The 16,358-nt window shown below is 71.6% G+C and carries 17 protein-coding genes; 3 read left to right on the top strand and 14 right to left on the bottom strand.

Annotated features, from left to right (window positions below):
- Nucleotides 1-27 precede the first annotated feature (27 nt).
- From recO to hrcA, 14 genes are all read right to left on the bottom strand, one after another.
- Nucleotides 28-780: a DNA repair protein RecO gene (recO, locus tag LO772_RS23540; RefSeq protein ID WP_231774019.1), complete on the bottom strand. Its 753-nt coding sequence runs from the start codon at nucleotides 778-780 to the stop codon at nucleotides 28-30.
- 129 nt (nucleotides 781-909) lie between these two features.
- Nucleotides 910-1,536 (bottom strand): TerB family tellurite resistance protein, encoded by a 627-nt coding sequence (locus LO772_RS23535; protein WP_231774018.1) that lies wholly within the window; start codon nucleotides 1,534-1,536, stop codon nucleotides 910-912.
- Between the two features lie 262 nt (nucleotides 1,537-1,798).
- Complete coding sequence (gene leuA, locus LO772_RS23530) at nucleotides 1,799-3,562, bottom strand: 2-isopropylmalate synthase (protein WP_231774017.1); 1,764 nt, start codon at nucleotides 3,560-3,562, stop codon at nucleotides 1,799-1,801.
- 466 nt (nucleotides 3,563-4,028) lie between these two features.
- Complete coding sequence (gene era / locus LO772_RS23525; RefSeq protein WP_443089304.1) at nucleotides 4,029-5,009, bottom strand: GTPase Era; 981 nt, start codon at nucleotides 5,007-5,009, stop codon at nucleotides 4,029-4,031.
- A 108-nt stretch (nucleotides 5,010-5,117) separates the two neighbouring features.
- On the bottom strand, nucleotides 5,118-5,465 hold the full coding sequence (locus LO772_RS23520; protein ID WP_231774015.1) for a cytidine deaminase: 348 nt from the start codon (nucleotides 5,463-5,465) through the stop codon (nucleotides 5,118-5,120).
- 100 nt (nucleotides 5,466-5,565) lie between these two features.
- Nucleotides 5,566-6,327 carry a hypothetical protein gene (locus tag LO772_RS23515; protein ID WP_231774014.1) on the bottom strand — a complete coding sequence of 254 codons (762 nt, stop codon included), beginning with the start codon at nucleotides 6,325-6,327 and terminating at the stop codon, nucleotides 5,566-5,568.
- 234 nt (nucleotides 6,328-6,561) lie between these two features.
- Nucleotides 6,562-7,908 carry a hemolysin family protein gene (locus tag LO772_RS23510; protein ID WP_231774013.1) on the bottom strand — a complete coding sequence of 449 codons (1,347 nt, stop codon included), beginning with the start codon at nucleotides 7,906-7,908 and terminating at the stop codon, nucleotides 6,562-6,564.
- Between the two features lie 30 nt (nucleotides 7,909-7,938).
- Nucleotides 7,939-8,430 carry an rRNA maturation RNase YbeY gene (gene ybeY, locus LO772_RS23505; RefSeq protein WP_231774012.1) on the bottom strand — a complete coding sequence of 164 codons (492 nt, stop codon included), beginning with the start codon at nucleotides 8,428-8,430 and terminating at the stop codon, nucleotides 7,939-7,941.
- Nucleotides 8,431-8,435: 5 nt separating this feature from the next.
- Nucleotides 8,436-9,587: a PhoH family protein gene (locus LO772_RS23500; protein WP_231774011.1), complete on the bottom strand. Its 1,152-nt coding sequence runs from the start codon at nucleotides 9,585-9,587 to the stop codon at nucleotides 8,436-8,438.
- 128 nt (nucleotides 9,588-9,715) lie between these two features.
- Nucleotides 9,716-10,630: a ribonuclease Z gene (locus LO772_RS23495; RefSeq protein WP_231774010.1), complete on the bottom strand. Its 915-nt coding sequence runs from the start codon at nucleotides 10,628-10,630 to the stop codon at nucleotides 9,716-9,718.
- Nucleotides 10,631-10,795: 165 nt separating this feature from the next.
- Entirely contained in the window at nucleotides 10,796-11,155 is a 360-nt protein-coding gene (locus tag LO772_RS23490) for a histidine triad nucleotide-binding protein (RefSeq protein WP_231774009.1), read from the bottom strand.
- A gap of 50 nt (nucleotides 11,156-11,205) precedes the next feature.
- Complete coding sequence (locus tag LO772_RS23485) at nucleotides 11,206-11,946, bottom strand: 16S rRNA (uracil(1498)-N(3))-methyltransferase (protein WP_231774008.1); 741 nt, start codon at nucleotides 11,944-11,946, stop codon at nucleotides 11,206-11,208.
- Nucleotides 11,947-12,048: 102 nt separating this feature from the next.
- Nucleotides 12,049-13,182, bottom strand: a complete 1,134-nt coding sequence (dnaJ, locus tag LO772_RS23480; protein WP_231774007.1) for a molecular chaperone DnaJ — start codon at nucleotides 13,180-13,182, stop codon at nucleotides 12,049-12,051.
- A complete protein-coding gene (gene hrcA / locus LO772_RS23475) occupies nucleotides 13,183-14,199 on the bottom strand; it encodes a heat-inducible transcriptional repressor HrcA (protein ID WP_231774006.1) in 1,017 nt (338 codons plus the stop codon).
- A gap of 170 nt (nucleotides 14,200-14,369) precedes the next feature.
- Between hrcA and LO772_RS23470 the strand changes: the two genes are divergently transcribed.
- The 3 genes from LO772_RS23470 to LO772_RS36390 all read left to right on the top strand — a co-directional run bounded on the left by LO772_RS23470 (nucleotide 14,370) and on the right by LO772_RS36390 (nucleotide 16,282).
- On the top strand, nucleotides 14,370-15,218 hold the full coding sequence (locus LO772_RS23470; RefSeq protein ID WP_231774005.1) for an MBL fold metallo-hydrolase: 849 nt from the start codon (nucleotides 14,370-14,372) through the stop codon (nucleotides 15,216-15,218).
- Nucleotides 15,219-15,255: 37 nt separating this feature from the next.
- Nucleotides 15,256-16,095 carry a DUF3097 family protein gene (locus LO772_RS23465; RefSeq protein ID WP_231774004.1) on the top strand — a complete coding sequence of 280 codons (840 nt, stop codon included), beginning with the start codon at nucleotides 15,256-15,258 and terminating at the stop codon, nucleotides 16,093-16,095.
- Between the two features lie 115 nt (nucleotides 16,096-16,210).
- Nucleotides 16,211-16,282 carry a putative leader peptide gene (locus LO772_RS36390; RefSeq protein WP_443089464.1) on the top strand — a complete coding sequence of 24 codons (72 nt, stop codon included), beginning with the start codon at nucleotides 16,211-16,213 and terminating at the stop codon, nucleotides 16,280-16,282.
- The last annotated feature ends 76 nt before the right edge of the window (nucleotides 16,283-16,358 follow it).

The following is a 16,358-nucleotide window of genomic DNA, read 5'->3' as shown; positions in this document are numbered from 1 at the left end:
GCAGCCACCATCGGCCGCGTGCCTGACTCACGATGATCGCTCCACCAGTCTCAGCGAGCGGATGCCCCGCTCCAAGTGCCATTGCAGATACGCGGCCACGAGGCCGCTGCCCTCGCGCCGGTGCCGAGCCTCACTCGCGTCGGCACACGCCCAGTCTCCGGCCAGCAGCGCGCCGAGCAGATCGAGGGTCTCGGGAGAGGGTACGACGGATCCGGCCGGGCGGCAGTCCCCGCATACGGCGCCGCCTCCCGCCACCGAGAAGAACCGGTGCCGCCCGGTGAGCCCGCAGCGCGCGCAGTCGCCGAAGCTCGGCGCGTAGCCCGCGACCGCGAGCGACCGCAGCAGGAAGGCGTCCAGCACGAGCCCGGCTTCGTGCGCCCGCGCGTCGAGGCTGCGCAGCGCGCCGATGAGCAGCAGGTACTGCTGGAGCGCCGGTTCGCCTTCGTGATCGGTGAGCCTCTCGGCGGTCTCCAGGATCGCGGTGCCCGCGGTGTAGGCGGGGTAGTCCGAGACCAGCGAGCCGCCGTACGCCCCCAGGGTCTCCGCCTGGGTGATCACCGGCAGGCCGCGCCCGGGGAAGTCGCTGCCCTTGACGAAGAACTGCACGTCGACGTGGGCGAAGGGTTCGACCCGCGCACCGAACTTCGACTTCGTCCGCCGCACGCCGCGCGCGACGGCCCGTATGCGTCCGTGTCCGCGTGTCAGAAGCGTGATGATGCGGTCCGCCTCGCCGAGCTTCTGCGTGCGCAGCACGACGCCTTCGTCGCGGTAAAGGCTCATCCGCGCCTCACGCGGTGACCGCGCCCGCCTGCTGTGCCGCGCTTGTCCATCCCGCCATTATCGACGCCCGCCGCCGACACGTCCGAGGCCTCCACCGCATCCGCCCTTGTCGTCCGGTTCCCGCCGCGGTCAGCGCGGCGTGTGCCCGGCCGCCTCGTCGAGGGCACGGTCGGCCTCGGCGCGCGTCAGCCCCAGGCGCGCGCCCGCGGACAGCAGCATGTCGAGTTCGAGCGTGCGGTACGGCCCGTCGGCCAGCGCCACGTGCGCCGCCACGGTGATCAGGCGCACGCGCCCTTCGTGCGCGAGGTGGGCGGCGAGGGTGTCGAGGGTCGGGAGGGCGTCGAGGAACTCGTCGTCGCCGTAGGCGTACAAGTCGATGCTCAGCATCTCGTCGTCGTAGGCGGGCATGCCCACGCCGCGCACCGCGGCCACCGCCGCGGCCCTGGCGGACGGCGCGGACTCGCCGCCGGCCACCAGCGCCCCGATGACGAGCGTGCGCGTGACGTCGCGCAGCAGCTCGGTCAGCCGCCGCCCGGTCGGCACGTCGAGTACCGAGCGGTCGAACGTCCGCCCGCAGACCGCGCATTCGACGCTGCCGGGTGCCCGGGAGAGCGGGAGGACGGGTATGTCGCAGACGATCAAGTGGCGTCGGCCGACACCGAATTGGAAGCGCCGGTCCCCGCCGCACTCCGGGCAGTGGAACTCTCCGGCTTCCAGCACTTTCCTGAGGTTGCGGACCCCGACGATGAGCACCATGGCGTGCCTCCCCTGCCCCCTCGGCTGCGACGCGCCAACCCTTTCCTCGTTCCCGATGGTGGCACAGTTTTCACCGGTGGTCATGGCCTATTCACAGACAGCTACGGGAAGTTCGGTCGACGGAGGGACCGATGGGGCCGGTGGGGTCCATGAGGTGGACGAGGTCCGGGAGTTCGGTGGATCGCGCGGGAACTCCCGGGCGGGCGACGCACGACGGCGGCCCGGGGAAAGCCCGGGCCGCCGCGTGTTCACCAACCGAGCGTCAGCGTGTGCCGCGCGCCGCGCGGTTCACCGCGCTGACGACGGCCTTCAGCGAGGCGCGCACGATGTTGTCGTCGACGCCCACGCCCCACAGCACCTGGCCGTCGACCGCGCACTCGACGTACGCGACCGCGCGGGCGTCCTCGCCGCCGCTCATGGCGTGCTCGGTGTAGTCCAGCACCCGCACGTCGAAGCCGATGCCGCCCAGCGCGCGGACGAACGCGTCGATCGGGCCGTTGCCGACGCCGCTCAGCGTCGTGGCGCCGCCGTCCACCGTCATCTCGACGGACAGCGCGTCCTTGTCGTCGTCGGCCGACGAGGTCTGGTGCGCGCGCAGCGCCAGCCGGCCCCAGGGCGCGTCCGGCGTGGGCAGATATTCGTCCTGGAACACCGCCCAGATCTGCGCGGGCGTCACCTCTCCGCCCTCGGAGTCGGTCTTGCCCTGGATGATCCGCGAGAACTCGATCTGCAGCCGCCGCGGCAGGTCCATCTTGTGGTCGGCCTTCATGACGTACGCCACGCCACCCTTGCCGGACTGGCTGTTGACGCGGATGACCGCCTCGTAGGTGCGGCCGACGTCCTTCGGGTCGATCGGCAGGTACGGGACGCCCCACAGGATCTCGTCGCGCGTCGTGCCGGCTTCCTCGGCGTCGCGCTCCAGGGCCTCGAAGCCCTTCTTGATCGCGTCCTGGTGCGATCCGGAGAACGCGGTGTAGACCAGGTCGCCCGCGTACGGGTGGCGCGGGTGCACCGGCAGCTGCGTGCAGTACTCGACCGTGCGGCGGATCTCGTCGATCTCGGAGAAGTCGATCTTCGGGTCGATGCCCTGGCTGAACAGGTTCATACCCAGCGTGACCAGGTCGACGTTGCCGGTGCGCTCGCCGTGCCCGAACAGGCAGCCCTCGATGCGGTCCGCGCCCGCCATGACGGCCAGCTCGGACGCCGCGACGGCCGCGCCCCGGTCGTTGTGCGGGTGCACCGACAGGGCGATGTGCTCGCGCCGGGTCAGGTTCCGGCTCATCCACTCGATCTGGTCCGCGTAGACGTTCGGCGTCGACCGCTCGATGGTGGCCGGCAGGTTCAGGATGATCTCGCGGCCGTCCTCGGGCTGCCAGACGTCCATGACCGCCTCGCAGACCTCCAGCGTGAAGTCCAGCTCGGTGTCGATGAAGATCTCGGGCGAGTACTCGTATCCGAACGCCGTCTGCGCGCCCAGGTGCTTCTCGGCGAACCGCATCACGTGCTCGGTGCCGTCGACGGCGATCGCCTTGCACTGGTCGCGGTCGACGCCGAAGACGACGCGGCGGAAGATCGGCGCGGTCGCGTTGTACAGGTGCACGGTCGCGCGCGGCGCGCCGACCAGCGACTCCACGGTGCGCTCGATCAGTTCCTCGCGGGCCTGGGTCAGCACCGAGATGGTGACGTCGTCGGGGACCGCGCCGTCCTCGATGATGCCGCGGATGAACTCGAAGTCGGTCTGCGAGGCGGCCGGGAAGCCGACCTCGATCTCCTTGTAGCCCATGCGTACCAGCAGGTCGAACATCGTCCGCTTGCGGGTGGGGCTCATCGGGTCGATCAGCGCCTGGTTGCCGTCGCGCAGGTCGGTCGACAGCCAGCGGGGTGCGGCGGTGATCGTCTTCGACGGCCACGTGCGGTCCGGCAGGTCGACGCCCTGGAAGGGCGCGTATTTGTGGATCGGCATGCCCGACGGCTTCTGCGTGACAGTGGCGGCCGTGATGGGCGTGGCGCGATTGACGGAGGACATGCGGAGGGCTCCTGGGAAAACGGGCCGGGCGTTGCGGCTCGGCAACGCGTCGGGCTGCTGGATCGGTGTCTTGGGGACTCGACTGGCGACTCGATATGGCCGGCGCGTTCAACCCATAACAGGCAATGCCTCAACCCCGCGGCGAGGGAGGCCGACCCGTTCCGATCAGTTGGGCGAGCCCTCGCCGCGGCGGCTAAGGAGAAGCTGCCACTGACGCATGATGACCGACACCCTACCTGACAGGGTCCGACGACCGCACATCGCCCGGACTTAAGCACCCGTCAGTGTGGAATACGCCACGTTTGACATGTCCTTTACGCACCGTCGGGAGAGGATGGAACGCGGAGAGACACGGCGCCGCCTTCACCTCCCCTTGGAAGGCGGCGCCATCCCCTGCCCGGCCGCGGACGCACGGGCCGCCCCGTGGGATTTCGGCGGAAAGCGGCGCCTCCGGGCCCGCACACGTTCAGAACCCCAGGCGGCGCAACTGCCTGGGGTCGCGCTGCCAGTCTTTGGCGACCTTGACGTGCAGGTCCAGATACACCGGGGTGCCGAGCAGCGCCTCGATCTGGCGGCGGGCCCGGGTGCCGACGTCTTTGAGCCGCGCGCCCTTCGCCCCGATCACGATCGCCTTCTGGCTGGGCCGCTCGACGTACAGATACGCGTGTACGTCCAGGAGCGGTTTGTCGGCCGGGCGGTCCTCGCGCGGGATCATCTCCTCGATGACCACCGCCAGCGAGTGCGGCAGTTCGTCGCGTACGCCTTCCAGCGCCGCCTCGCGGATCAGCTCGGCGGCCATGATCTGCTCGGGCTCGTCGGTCAGCTCGCCGTCCGGATACAGCGGCGGGCCCTCGGGGAGCAGCCCGGCGAGGAGGTCGGCGGCCAGGTGGACCTGGTCGCCGGAGACGGCGGAGACCGGGATGATCTCGGCCCACTCGAACCCGAGGTCGGCGGCCATCCGCTGCACCGCGAGAAGTTGCTCGGCGAGGGTCTTCTTGTCGACCAGGTCGGTCTTGGTGACGACGGCGACCTTGGGGGTCTTGCGGACCTCGGCCAGTTCCTTGGCGATGAACCGGTCGCCGGGCCCGACCTTCTGGTCGGCGGGCAGGCAGAAGCCGATGATGTCCACCTCGGCCCACGTCGTGCGCACGAGGTCGTTCAGGCGCTGGCCGAGCAGGGTGCGCGGCTTGTGCAGCCCGGGGGTGTCGACCAGGACGAGCTGGGCGTCGGGCCGGTGGACGATGCCGCGCACGGTGTGCCGGGTGGTCTGCGGGCGCCCCGAGGTGATCGCGACTTTGCTGCCCACGAGCGCGTTCGTCAGGGTGGACTTTCCGGCGTTCGGTCGGCCGACCAAGCACGCGAAGCCGCTGCGGTGTCCTCGCACGTGCGTGTGGCCGGACGGTTCGAACACGTCGGCGGGGTTGGGGCGATCACTCATGGGAGGCATTCTCCCTCAGCCCCGCGCGGCGCAGGCGTGCGGAGCCCGCCCGATGCGGCGGACCGGCCGCGGCCGACGCCCGGGCGGCCCGTGCGGCCGGTGCGACGGCGGGCCGGGTCAGGCCTCGGCGACCTCGGTGACACTGCCGTCGGGCGCGGCGAGCAGAATCGCGGTGCCGACGCCGCCGAGGTCGCGGACGACGGCGCGGTCGGCCTCCGCGAGCGCCCCCGACTCGCCGACGATCGCCGCGGCCTCCAGGTCGCGGGCACCGCCCGCGACCGCCATGGCCACCGCGGCCTGGAGCGCGGTAAGCCGCAGCGAGGGCAGGTCGACGGTCGACGCGACATAGGTGCGTCCGTTCTCGTCGCGCACCGCCGCGCCCTCGGCCGTCCGGTTGCGGGCCCGGGTCGAGCGCGCCAACGTGACGATCTTGGCGTCCTCGGGGTCGACGGTGGTCCCGCTCATCGTGGTGCCTCCTGCGTGGTGCGGCGTCCGGGAGAGATCCCCGGCACAGTACCGTCCGGACGGCCGGGGCGCGGGGCCCGGCCGTCCGGACGACGCGGCGTCAGTTCCCGATCTCCCGGACCTTCTGGAGCTGCCCGGTGACGAACCGCGTCGGCTCGTCGGGCATCGCGTCGAGCGAGAACGCCTGCACCGACATACCGGTGGAGCCTTCGAGCACGACGACGTGGCGGCCGTACGCGACGACCTTGCCCTCGCTGAGGTAGGTCAGGTCGTACGCCACGCTGTCGGCGCCGTTGCGTCCCGTGCGGACGTTGGCGATCTCGAAGCCGAACGAGTCGTTGCCGTTTGTCACCTCGAACGACGAACAGGCGCGCAGGGCCTTGGTGTAGGCGTCGAGCTTCTTCTTCAGCACGCCGTGGTCGGCGCTGGTCAGGCCGATCGTCACGGAGTCCTGGTCCTCGCCGGCGCTGCCGGTGCCGTCCTTGGTGTACTCGCGCTCCATCTGCGCTCGGGCCCCCTCGTTCATCTCGTCACCGACGAGAATCCCGCAGGCCGCGTCGGAGACGACGTCGTCCGGGTCGGCGGAGTCCGGCACGACGGCGTCCTGCGCGGTGTAGCCGGCGGGGATCTCCTGCGCCGTGAGCAGAGCCGAGGTCAATTGCTCGGCGGTCGCGGGCTCGCCGCCCGTACCGCTCGCGCCTCCCTTGCCTCCCTTGCCTCCCTTGCCTCCCTTGTCTTCTTCGCCTCCCTGGTCTCCTGGGTCCGACGGCCGGTCCGACGAGACCGACGATGTGTCCTTCCCGTCGTCCGAGCCGAACTCGCACGCGGTCGCGCCGGTCAGCGCGAGGGCGAGCAGCGGCACGGCGACGAGCCTCGCCGTGCGAGACGGCCGTGAAGAACCGCAAATACGGGTGATGCGCGCGGAACGCGACATGGTGGAACGCACCTTGACCCCCCAGTCCGGTGGCATGCGCGACGCGGATCGGACGGGCCGTACCCCCCTGGTCCGGCCCGCCGCGTCGTGCGTCGAAGCTACCGGCCGCGAACCCGCCCGCCCGCGGCTGTTACCGACCCGGAACGCCGCCGTGACGGACGCTCACCCCGTGTCGCCGCGCTCCCCGTCGCCGCCGGCACCGTCGTCGCCGCCCGCCGCCTCGGCGTCGTCCGCGGACCGGGGCGCGCGCTCGACCACGATCGTGCCGACCTGATTGCGGCGCCCGGAAGGACGGTCGGCGACCAGCCGCAGCCCCGCGACCTCGGCCGTGGCGCCCGGGATCGGCACGCGGCCGAGCTGTTTGGCGAGCAGGCCCGCGACCGTCTCGACGTCCTCGTCGTCCAGCTCCAGGCCGAAGAGATCGCCCAGTTCGTCGACGGGCAGGCGCGCGGTGACCCGGAAACGGCCGTCCCCGAGGTCCTCCACGGGGCTGGTCTCCCGGTCGTACTCGTCGGTGATCTCCCCGACGATCTCCTCCAGGATGTCCTCGATCGTCACCAGGCCCGCGGTGCCGCCGTATTCGTCGACGACGATGACCATGTGGGTGCGCCGGGCCTGCATGTCGCGGAGCAGGGCGTCGGCGGGCTTGCTGTCCGGGACGAACGTCGCCTGCCGCATGACCGACGCGACCGGCTCGTGCGCCCACTTGTCGTCGCCGCCGAAGACGGCGATCTCGGAGAGGTCCTTGAGGTAGACGATGCCGACGACGTCGTCCTCGTTCTCCCCGATGACCGGAATCCGCGAGTAGCCGCTGCGCAGCGCGAGGCGCAGGGCCTGGCGGACGGTCTTGTGGCGCTCGATGAACACCATGTCCGGACGCGGCACCATCACCTCGCGGACGATCGTGTCGCCCAGTTCGAGTACCGAGTGGAGCAGCTTGCGCTCCTCGTCCTCGATGAGCGAATCCCGCTCGGCGAGGTCGACGAACGCGCGCAACTCGGCCTCGGAGGCGAACGGTCCCTCGCGGTAGCCCTTGCCGGGGGTGACCGCGTTGCCGATCAGGATCAGCAGCGGCGGCAGCGGGCCGAGGACGCGCGCGAGCGCGATGAGCACCGGCGCGCCCGCGATCCCCATCGAGATGGGGTGCTGGCGGCCGATGGTGCGCGGCGAGACGCCGACGACGACGTACGACACGACGACCATGACGCCGATCGACGCCGCCACCGCGCTCCACGTGCTGTCGAAGCCGTCGAGGAAGACGACCGTGATCAGCACCGCCGCGGACACCTCGCAGGCGACCCGGACCAGCAGCGCGAGGTTCACATAGCGCGCCGGGTCGCGGACCACGGTCAGCAGGCGCTCGGCACCGCGGCGCCCGGTGCGCACCAGTTCCTCGACCCTCGGGCGCGAGATGCGCGCGAGGGCGGCCTCCAGGCACGCGAAGAGCCCGGCGACGACGGTGAGGACGACCGCGCCGACGACGAACCGGAAGACCTCGTCAGAAGACACGCGGGCTCCCCGGTCCGCCTATGGCGGGTCTCATTCGCCGACCGGCGCGGAACCCGGCGCGGAACCCGCGTCGCGGCGCTCGCGCCAGGCCCGCAGGATGTCGCCTTGCAGGCCGAACATCTCGCGCTCCTCGTCGGGCTCGGCGTGGTCGTAGCCGAGCAGGTGCAGCACGCCGTGAACGGTGAGCAGCTGCAGTTCGTCGTCGGTCGTGTGCCCGGCGGTCTCGGCCTGCCGGGCCGCGACCTCGGGGCACAGGACCACGTCGCCGAGCAGGCCCTGCGGCGGGTCCTCGTGGTCCTTTCCGGGCCGCAGCTCGTCCATCGGGAACGACATGACGTCGGTCGGCCCGGGCAGGTCCATCCACTGGATGTGGAGCTGCTCCATGGCCGCCTCGTCCACGATCACGACGGACAGCTCGGCCAGCGGGTGGATCCGCATCCGGTCGAGCGTGAAGCGGGCCACGTCCGCGATGCCGTGCTCGTCGAGCGGGTATCCGGACTCGTTGGCGATGTCGATGGACATGGCCGTCAGTTCACATCCCGTTCCGCGTCGCCCGAGGTGGTGCTGTGGATTCGTCCGCGGCGCGCGCGGGTGCGCGACGCGACGTCGTCGCCCTGGCGCTCCGCGTCGTACCGCCCGTACGCGTCGACGATGCGCCCGACGAGCTGGTGCCGTACGACGTCCTGGCTGCTGAGCCTGCAGAACTCGATGTCGTCGACGCCGTCGAGGATGCGCTGCACCACCCGCAGCCCGCTCTCGGTGCCGTTCGGCAGGTCGACCTGCGTCACGTCGCCCGTGACCACGACCTTCGACCCGAACCCGAGGCGTGTCAGGAACATCTTCATCTGCTCGGCCGAGGTGTTCTGCGCCTCGTCCAGGATGATGAACGCGTCGTTGAGCGTGCGCCCGCGCATGTACGCGAGGGGGGCCACCTCGATGGTGCCCGCGGCCATGAGGCGGGGGATCGAGTCGGGGTCGATCATGTCGTGCAGCGCGTCGTAGAGCGGACGCAGGTAGGGGTCGATCTTCTCGTAGAGGGTGCCGGGGAGGAAGCCGAGGCGTTCGCCGGCCTCGACCGCCGGGCGCGTGAGGATGATGCGGTTGACCTGCTTCATCTGGAGCGCCTGGACGGCCTTGGCCATCGCGAGGTACGTCTTGCCGGTACCGGCCGGGCCGATGCCGAAGACGACGGTGTGCCGGTCGATCGCGTCGACGTACCGCTTCTGGTTGAGCGACTTGGGGCGGATCGTCCGGCCGCGGTTGGAGAGGATGCTGAGGGTCAGCACCTCGGCCGGGGCGGCGTCGCCGCCGGAGCGGAGCATCGCGATGGAGCGCTCGACCGCTTCGGGGGTCAGCGGTTGGCCGGTGCGCAGGACGAGCATCATCTCGTCGAACAGCCGTTTGATGAGGTCGATGTCGTCGCGGGGGCCGGTCGTGTTGACCTCGTTGCCGCGCACGTGGATGTCCGCGGTGGGGAACGCGTCCTCGATGACCCGGAGGATCGAGTCGCCCGAGCCGAGCAGCGCGACCATCGGGTGCTTCGCCGGGATCACGATCTTGGCCTGCGCCTGCTCCTCGGTCTCCGCGGGGCCCGCGGATTCCTGGGCCTCGGCGGCCTCGGCGGCCTGCGGTGTCCCGGCGTTCCGGTCGGCGCCGCGAGCGTGTCGTGTGGAAGCCATGGGCGGCCTTACGGCCTGATCACGCCTACTTTCCGTTGCTCGGGGTGAGGGATTTTTCCTGTCGCAATGGTAGCTCTTTGCCCTTGACGGACTGGTGGACTTTTCCGCCGGATGATCATGTGTGATCGTCAGCGCCGCCTGGGGACCGGGACGCGGTCGAGGTCGGCGGCCACGACGATCTCGCCGTCGAAATGCCGGCGGGCCTCCGCGCGGAAGGCCTGCGGGTCGGTGTACCGCTGCGAGAAGTGGGTGAGGACGAGGAGGCGCACGCCCGCCTCCCGGGCGACCGTCGCGGCTTCGGCGGCGGTCATGTGGCCGTGGGTGCGGGCGAGGTCGGCCTCGCTGTCCAGGAACGTGGACTCGCACACGAACATGTCGACCCCTTCGGCGAGTTCCCCGACGGCGTCGCAACGCCGGGTGTCCATGACGAAGGCGACGCTCTGGCCCCCGCGCGGTGCGCTGACCTGGTCCAGGCGCACCACGCGGCCGTCGGTCTCGATGGCGCCCTCACGCTGGAGGCGGCCCACGTCGGGGCCGGTGACGCCGAGTTCGCGGAGGCGTTCGGGCAGCATGCGGCGGCTGTCGGGCTCGGCGAGCCGGAAGCCGTACGACTCGACCGGGTGGGACAGGCGGCGGGCCTCCAGCATCAGTCCGGGCAGGGGCAGGGCGACCGCCGCGCCGTCGAGGGGCTGCTCGCGCAGCACGGTCTGCTCGTGGAAGACGCTGGCGTGGCGCAGCCGGTCGAAGAACCGCCGGCCCGACGCGGGAAAGTAGGCCGTGACCTCGTGCGCCACCCGGTCGAGACTCATCCGCTGGATCACCCCGGGCAGGCCGAGGCAGTGGTCGCCGTGGAAGTGCGTCACACAGATCCGCGTGATGTCGCTCGCCGCGACCCCCGCGTACAGCATCTGCCGCTGCGTGCCCTCCCCCGGATCGAAGAGCAGCCCCTCGCGGTCCCAGCGCAGCAGGTAGCCGTTGTGATTGCGGTGCCGCGTGGGCGCCTGGCTGGCCGTACCGAGTACGACGAGTTCACGGGTCGACATGCCGCCCATTCTCCGGACGCTCCCGGCCCACCGCGCACCCGTATCGCGGAGCCGGCGGCCCGGGCCGGCGCCGCCCACCCCGAATCCGCACGCCGCCATGGCGGAGACGCGGACGGACCGGCTCGTCCTCTCCGTCGGCGGCGCGTCGCGAGACCGTGCGTTCGCCTATCCGGGCGGCCAGGTGAGGCCTCGGCCGCCGAGGAGGTGGGCGTGGACGTGGAAGACGGTTTGGCCCGCGCCGGCGCCGGTGTTGAAGACGAGGCGGTAGCCGCCGTCGAGGTCTTGTTCGGCGGCGACGGCGGCGGCCTCGGCGAGGAGGGTGCCGGCCAGTTCCGGGGCGACGGCGCCCAGTTCGCCGGCATTCGCGTAGTGGGCGCGCGGGATGACCAGGATGTGGACGGGCGCCTGCGGGTTGATGTCCGCGAAGGCGATGACGTCCTTCGTCTCACGGACGACCGTGGCGGGGACGTCCCCGGCGACGATCTTGCAGAACAGGCATTCCGTGTCGGGTTCCCCGGCCGCCATGCGTGCCTCCTTGTGAGTGACGGGTTCGGCGCGATGCTATCGGCCGGAGGTCACGCCCAGCGCCCCGATCGGGCCAGCACCACCGAGGCCGCCGACACTCCCGCCGTGGAGGTGCGCAGCACGGTCCGCCCGAGCCGGTACGCCCCGGCCCCCGCCTCCGCGAACGCGGCCGACTCCTCGCGGGCGATGCCGCCTTCCGGGCCGACGACCAGGACGAGGTCGCCGTCGCCCGGGACGTCCGCGGTCGCGAGCGGTTCGGTCGCGCTCTCGTGCAGCACCGCGGCGAACGCGGCCGTATGCAGCAGCTGCGCGACCTGACGGGTCGTCATGAGATCGGTGACGTCCGGGAGATGCACGCGCCGGGCCTGCTTGCCCGCCTCGCGGGCCGTGGACCGCCATTTGGCGAGGGACTTCGCGCCGCGGTCCCCGCGCCACTGGGTGACGCAGCGCGCGGCTGCCCACGGCACGATCACGTCGACGCCGACCTCGGTCATCGTCTCGACGGCCAGTTCGCCGCGATCGCCTTTGGGCAGCGCCTGGACGACGACGACGCGCGGCGCGGGCGGCGGCTCCTCGGCGCGCTCGGCGACGTCGACGTGCAGGGTGTCCTTGCCCTCGACGACCGCGACCGTGCCGCGCACGGACAGGCCGCGCCCGTCGGTGAGCACGACCTCCTCACCGACGGCCAGGCGGCGGACGGTGACGGCGTGCCGGCCCTCGGGCCCGTCCAGGACGACGCGGCGGCCGGTGCGCAGTGCCGGATCGGCGCTGAGGAAGACGGGGGCGCTCATGTGACTCCGGTGTGCGGTACGGAAGTTCGCCGGCGGTCGGCGCGGGCTCCGCGCGGCGGTTCCGCGCGGACGGGGACGCACGCGGCCCCGGCCGCCCGGCGGCTACCGGCCGTTGAACGCGTCCTTCAACCGGGAGAAGAGCCCCTGCTGGCCCGGCGAGAACTGCCCTTGCGGACGCTCCTCGGCGCGCAGTTTGGCAAGCCTTCTCAGGAGTTCCTCCTGCTCGGGGTCGAGCTTGGTCGGGGTCTGCACCTCGACGTGCACGATGAGGTCGCCCCGGCCGCCGCCGCGCAGGTGGGTGACGCCCCGGCCGTGCATCGGGATCGACTGGCCGGACTGCGTGCCCGGGCGGATGTCGATCTCGACGACGCCGTCGAGCGTCTCCAGCGGCACCTTGGTGCCCAGCGCCGCGGCCGTCATCGGGAGGGTCACGGTGCAGTGCAGGTCGTCGCCGCGCCGCTGGAAGGTCGGGTGCGGGACCTCGGAGATCTCGACATACAGGTCTCCGGCGGGGCCGCCGCCCGGGCCGACCTCGCCCTCGCCCGCGAGCTGGATGCGGGTGCCGGAGTCGACGCCGGCGGGGATCTTGACGGTGAGCGTGCGCCGCGCCCGGACGCGCCCGTCTCCGGCGCACTCGGGGCAGGGGCTCGGCACGACGGTGCCGAAGCCCTGGCACTGCGGGCAGGGCCGCGAGGTCATGACCTGGCCGAGGAACGACCTGGTGACCTGGCTGACCTCGCCGCGACCGCGGCACATGTCGCAGGTCTGCGCGGTCGTGCCGGGGGCCGCGCCCTCGCCGTTGCACGTGTTGCAGGTGACGGCGGTGTCGACCTGGATCTCCCGGGTCGTGCCGAACGCCGCCTCCTCCAACTGCACCTCGATGCGGATCATGGCGTCCTGGCCGCGGCGCGTGCGCGAGCGGGGCCCGCGTTGGCCGGCCTGGCCGAAGAAAGCGTCCATGATGTCGCTGAAGCCGAAGCCCGCGCCGAAACCGCCGCCCGGGCCGCCGGCCGCGGGATTGCCGAGCGGATCGCCGCCGAGGTCGTACATCTGGCGCTTCTGCGGATCCGACAGGACCTCGTAGGCCGCGTTGATCTCCTTGAAGCGCTCCTGCGTCTTCGGATCCGGATTCACATCCGGGTGAAGCTCGCGGGCGAGGCGGCGGAAGGCCTTCTTGATCTCCTCAGGCGTGGCATCGCGCCGAACACCCAGGACTTCGTAGTAATCAGTGGTCAACTACGACTCCGCGAGAATCTGTCCGACGTACCGTGCCACGGCGCGTACCGCTCCCATCGTTCCGGGGTAGTCCATCCTGGTCGGCCCGAGCACGCCGAGTTTGGCGAGCGCTTCGTCGCCGCTGCCGTACCCGACGGACACCACTGAAGTGGCGGCCAGCCCTTCGTGCATGTTCTCGTGCCCGATACGCACCACCATCGCCGGCTCGGTGGCCTCACCGAGCAGGCGCAGGAGCACCACATGCTCCTCCAAGGCTTCGAGCACCGGGCGGATCGTCATCGGGAAATCGGTGCCGAACCGGGTGAGGTTGGCCGTTCCCGCGAGGACGACGCGTTCTTCCTGCTGCTCCACCAGGGTATCGAGCAATGTGGCGAGGACGGTGGTCACGATCGGCTGGTCCTCGGCGGTGAAGGACTCGCCGAGGTTCTGGACCAGCTCCGCGACGTCGGCGAAGCGCTTGCCGACCACGACGCTGTTGATCCGGGCGCGCAGGTCGGCCAGCAGGTTCTCGCCGACCGGCTCGGGGCGGTCGATGACGCGCTGTTCGACGCGGCCCGTGTTGGTGATGAGCACGAGCATGATCCGCGTCGGCGCCAGGGTCAGCAGCTCGACGTGGCGGATCGTGGAGCGGGTCAGGGACGGGTACTGCACGACCGCCACCTGGTGGGTGAGCTGGGCGAGCAGGCGAACGGTGCGCCCCACGACGTCGTCGAGGTCGACGGCGCCGTCCAGGAAGAGCTGGATCGCGCGGCGCTCGGGTGTCGAGAGGGGCTTGATCCCGGCCAGCCGGTCGACGAAGAGCCGGTACCCCTTGTCGGTCGGCACGCGCCCCGCGCTGGTGTGGGGTTGGGCGATGTAGCCGTCCTCCTCCAGCGCCGCCATGTCGTTGCGGATCGTCGCCGGGGAGACCCCGAGGTTGTGCCTGTCGGCGAGCGCCTTGGAGCCGACGGGTTCGTGTGTGGCGACGTAGTCCTGCACGATGGCGCGCAACACGTCGAGCTTGCGGTCGTCGAGCACCTGCGCACCTCCCTGACCTGCCTGGCACTCGTCTGCCTGGAGTGCCAGTGTACGGTGACGCCGTTCCGTCCGTACCCTGCCGTCCGTGCAAGGGTCGACGGATGGTACATGCGTCACCTGAGGGGTGTTACCCATGGCGTCCGCTCGCACCGGGGGTTTTCACGGCCCGGGTGCCGGAGCTGGACCTGAACGTCGCGGCGATCGCGGGGCGCGACGGTTTCGCGCTGGTCGACACGGGTTCGTACGAGCGTGAGACGCGCGCGCTGCTCGCGGGTCTCACGGAGATCCTGGGCGCGCACGGGCTGCCCTACCGCGCGCTGGCGGTGGTGAACACGCACGGCCACTTCGACCACTGCTACGGCAACGCCGAGGTTTTGCGGCGGTTTCCCGACGCGTGTGTGATCGGTCACCAGGCATTGCCGGGCTATCTGCGCTTCTGGGGAGAAGAAGGACGCCGCGACGCGGTGCGGTGCGGGATGCCGGAGACCGACATGGCCGGGGTGCGCATCGTGCCGCCGACCCGGCTGATCGCTCCGGGCGGGCCGGAGGTGGTCCCGGTGGGCCGGGACCGGTCGCTGGTGGTGGAGGCGATGCCGGACGGCGCGCACACGTGCGCGGACCTCGCGGTGTACGTGCCGCACTGCGGCCTGGTGGTGGCCGGGGACCTGGTGGAGCAGTCCGCGCCGCTGGCGTGCGGGCCGGACTCGTTTCCGTTCACGTGGCCGGACGCGATCCGGCGCGCGCTCGACCTCGCGTGCCTGGCCCCGGGCGACGCCGCCGGCGTACGGTCGGTCCTGCCCGGCCACGGCGACGTGGTCGACGCGGAGTTCGCCGCCGGGCAGCGCCGCGAGATCGACGCCGTGGCCGCCGAGCTGCGGCGGTGGCACGCGCGGGGGCGCTCCGTCGAGGAGGCGGTGGCGCGCGGCGACTGGCCGTGGGGAGCCGAGGCGGTGACGGCCGCCGTGACGCGCGGCTACCGGCTGCTTGACCTCGCCGGGGGCGCGGCCCGGCGCGCCTGAACGGGTGAACGCCGGACGGCCGCTAGCGTCGTCTGCCATGCGCAGCAGGAGTTACGGCCCCGATCTGACGCCGCCGTGGAAGAAGACCTCGCGGGTCGAGGAGGTGGCGGCGACCCGGGATCTGGTGGTCGAGGAGGTCGAGACCGGGTTCTGCGGTGCCGTGGTGCGCGTCGAGAAGACCCCGGAGGGGTTCACCGTGACGCTGGAGGACCGGCACGGCGCGCACCGGGTGTTCCCGATGGAGCCGCGCGGCTTCATGGTCGACGGGGCGGTCGTGACGCTCGTCCGCCCGGTGGCCGCGCGGGCGTCGGCGCGCCCGGCGCGTACCGCCTCGGGGTCGGTGGCGGTGCCGGACGCCCGTGCGCGGGTCGCGCGGGCCGGGCGCATCTATGTCGAGGGGCGGCACGACGCGGAGCTGGTCGAGCGGGTGTGGGGCGACGACCTGCGCATCGAGGGCGTCGTGGTGGAGTGCCTGGAAGGCGTGGACCATCTCCCGGACGTGGTACGCGCGTTCCGCCCGGGGCCGGGTCGGCGGCTGGGCGTCCTGGTGGACCACCTCGTGCCGGGGTCGAAGGAGAGCCGCATCGCCGCCGGGGTGGCGGCCGGGCCGTACGGCGGCCATGTGCTCGTCACCGGGCACCCGTTCGTCGACATCTGGCAGGCGGTCAAGCCGTCGGCGCTGGGGATCGCGGCGTGGCCGGACGTACCGCGCGATGTCGTGTGGAAGGACGGCGTCAATGCCGCGCTCGGGCGGACGACGAATACCGGTGAGACGTGGCGCTGGATTCTCGGGCACGTGGCGTCGTTCCGGGATCTGGAGCCGGCGTTGCTCGGCCGGGTGGAAGAGCTGATCGATTTTGTGACCGCCCCGGTGTGACCGGCGCAACGTCGAACTCCCTTTACGCAACAACTTGTTAACAAGTGTCCACGTGGCAAGACATCGTTGACCGCTTTCGCCCACTCCTGCCAAAGTCAGGACCGTGAGTTCGGACATGGCCCTCGTTTCGCGCCGCCACATCGACTTTTGTCGTGTCGCGGGCGCCATCTGTGCCGTCCACCGCTGACCTTTCGGCACCCGCGGCTCGCCTTCTTTTCGGCCGGGGGCGCGGTGTAGCGGCCTGTCGCCGCCGCGGTCCCCGC

Origin of the sequence: Yinghuangia sp. ASG 101 (assembly GCF_021165735.1) — a bacterium.
Taxonomy (GTDB): Bacteria; Actinomycetota; Actinomycetes; order Streptomycetales; family Streptomycetaceae; genus Yinghuangia.
Note: the sequence above shows the minus strand (reverse complement) of the source record. Positions and strands in the feature narration are given on the sequence as shown.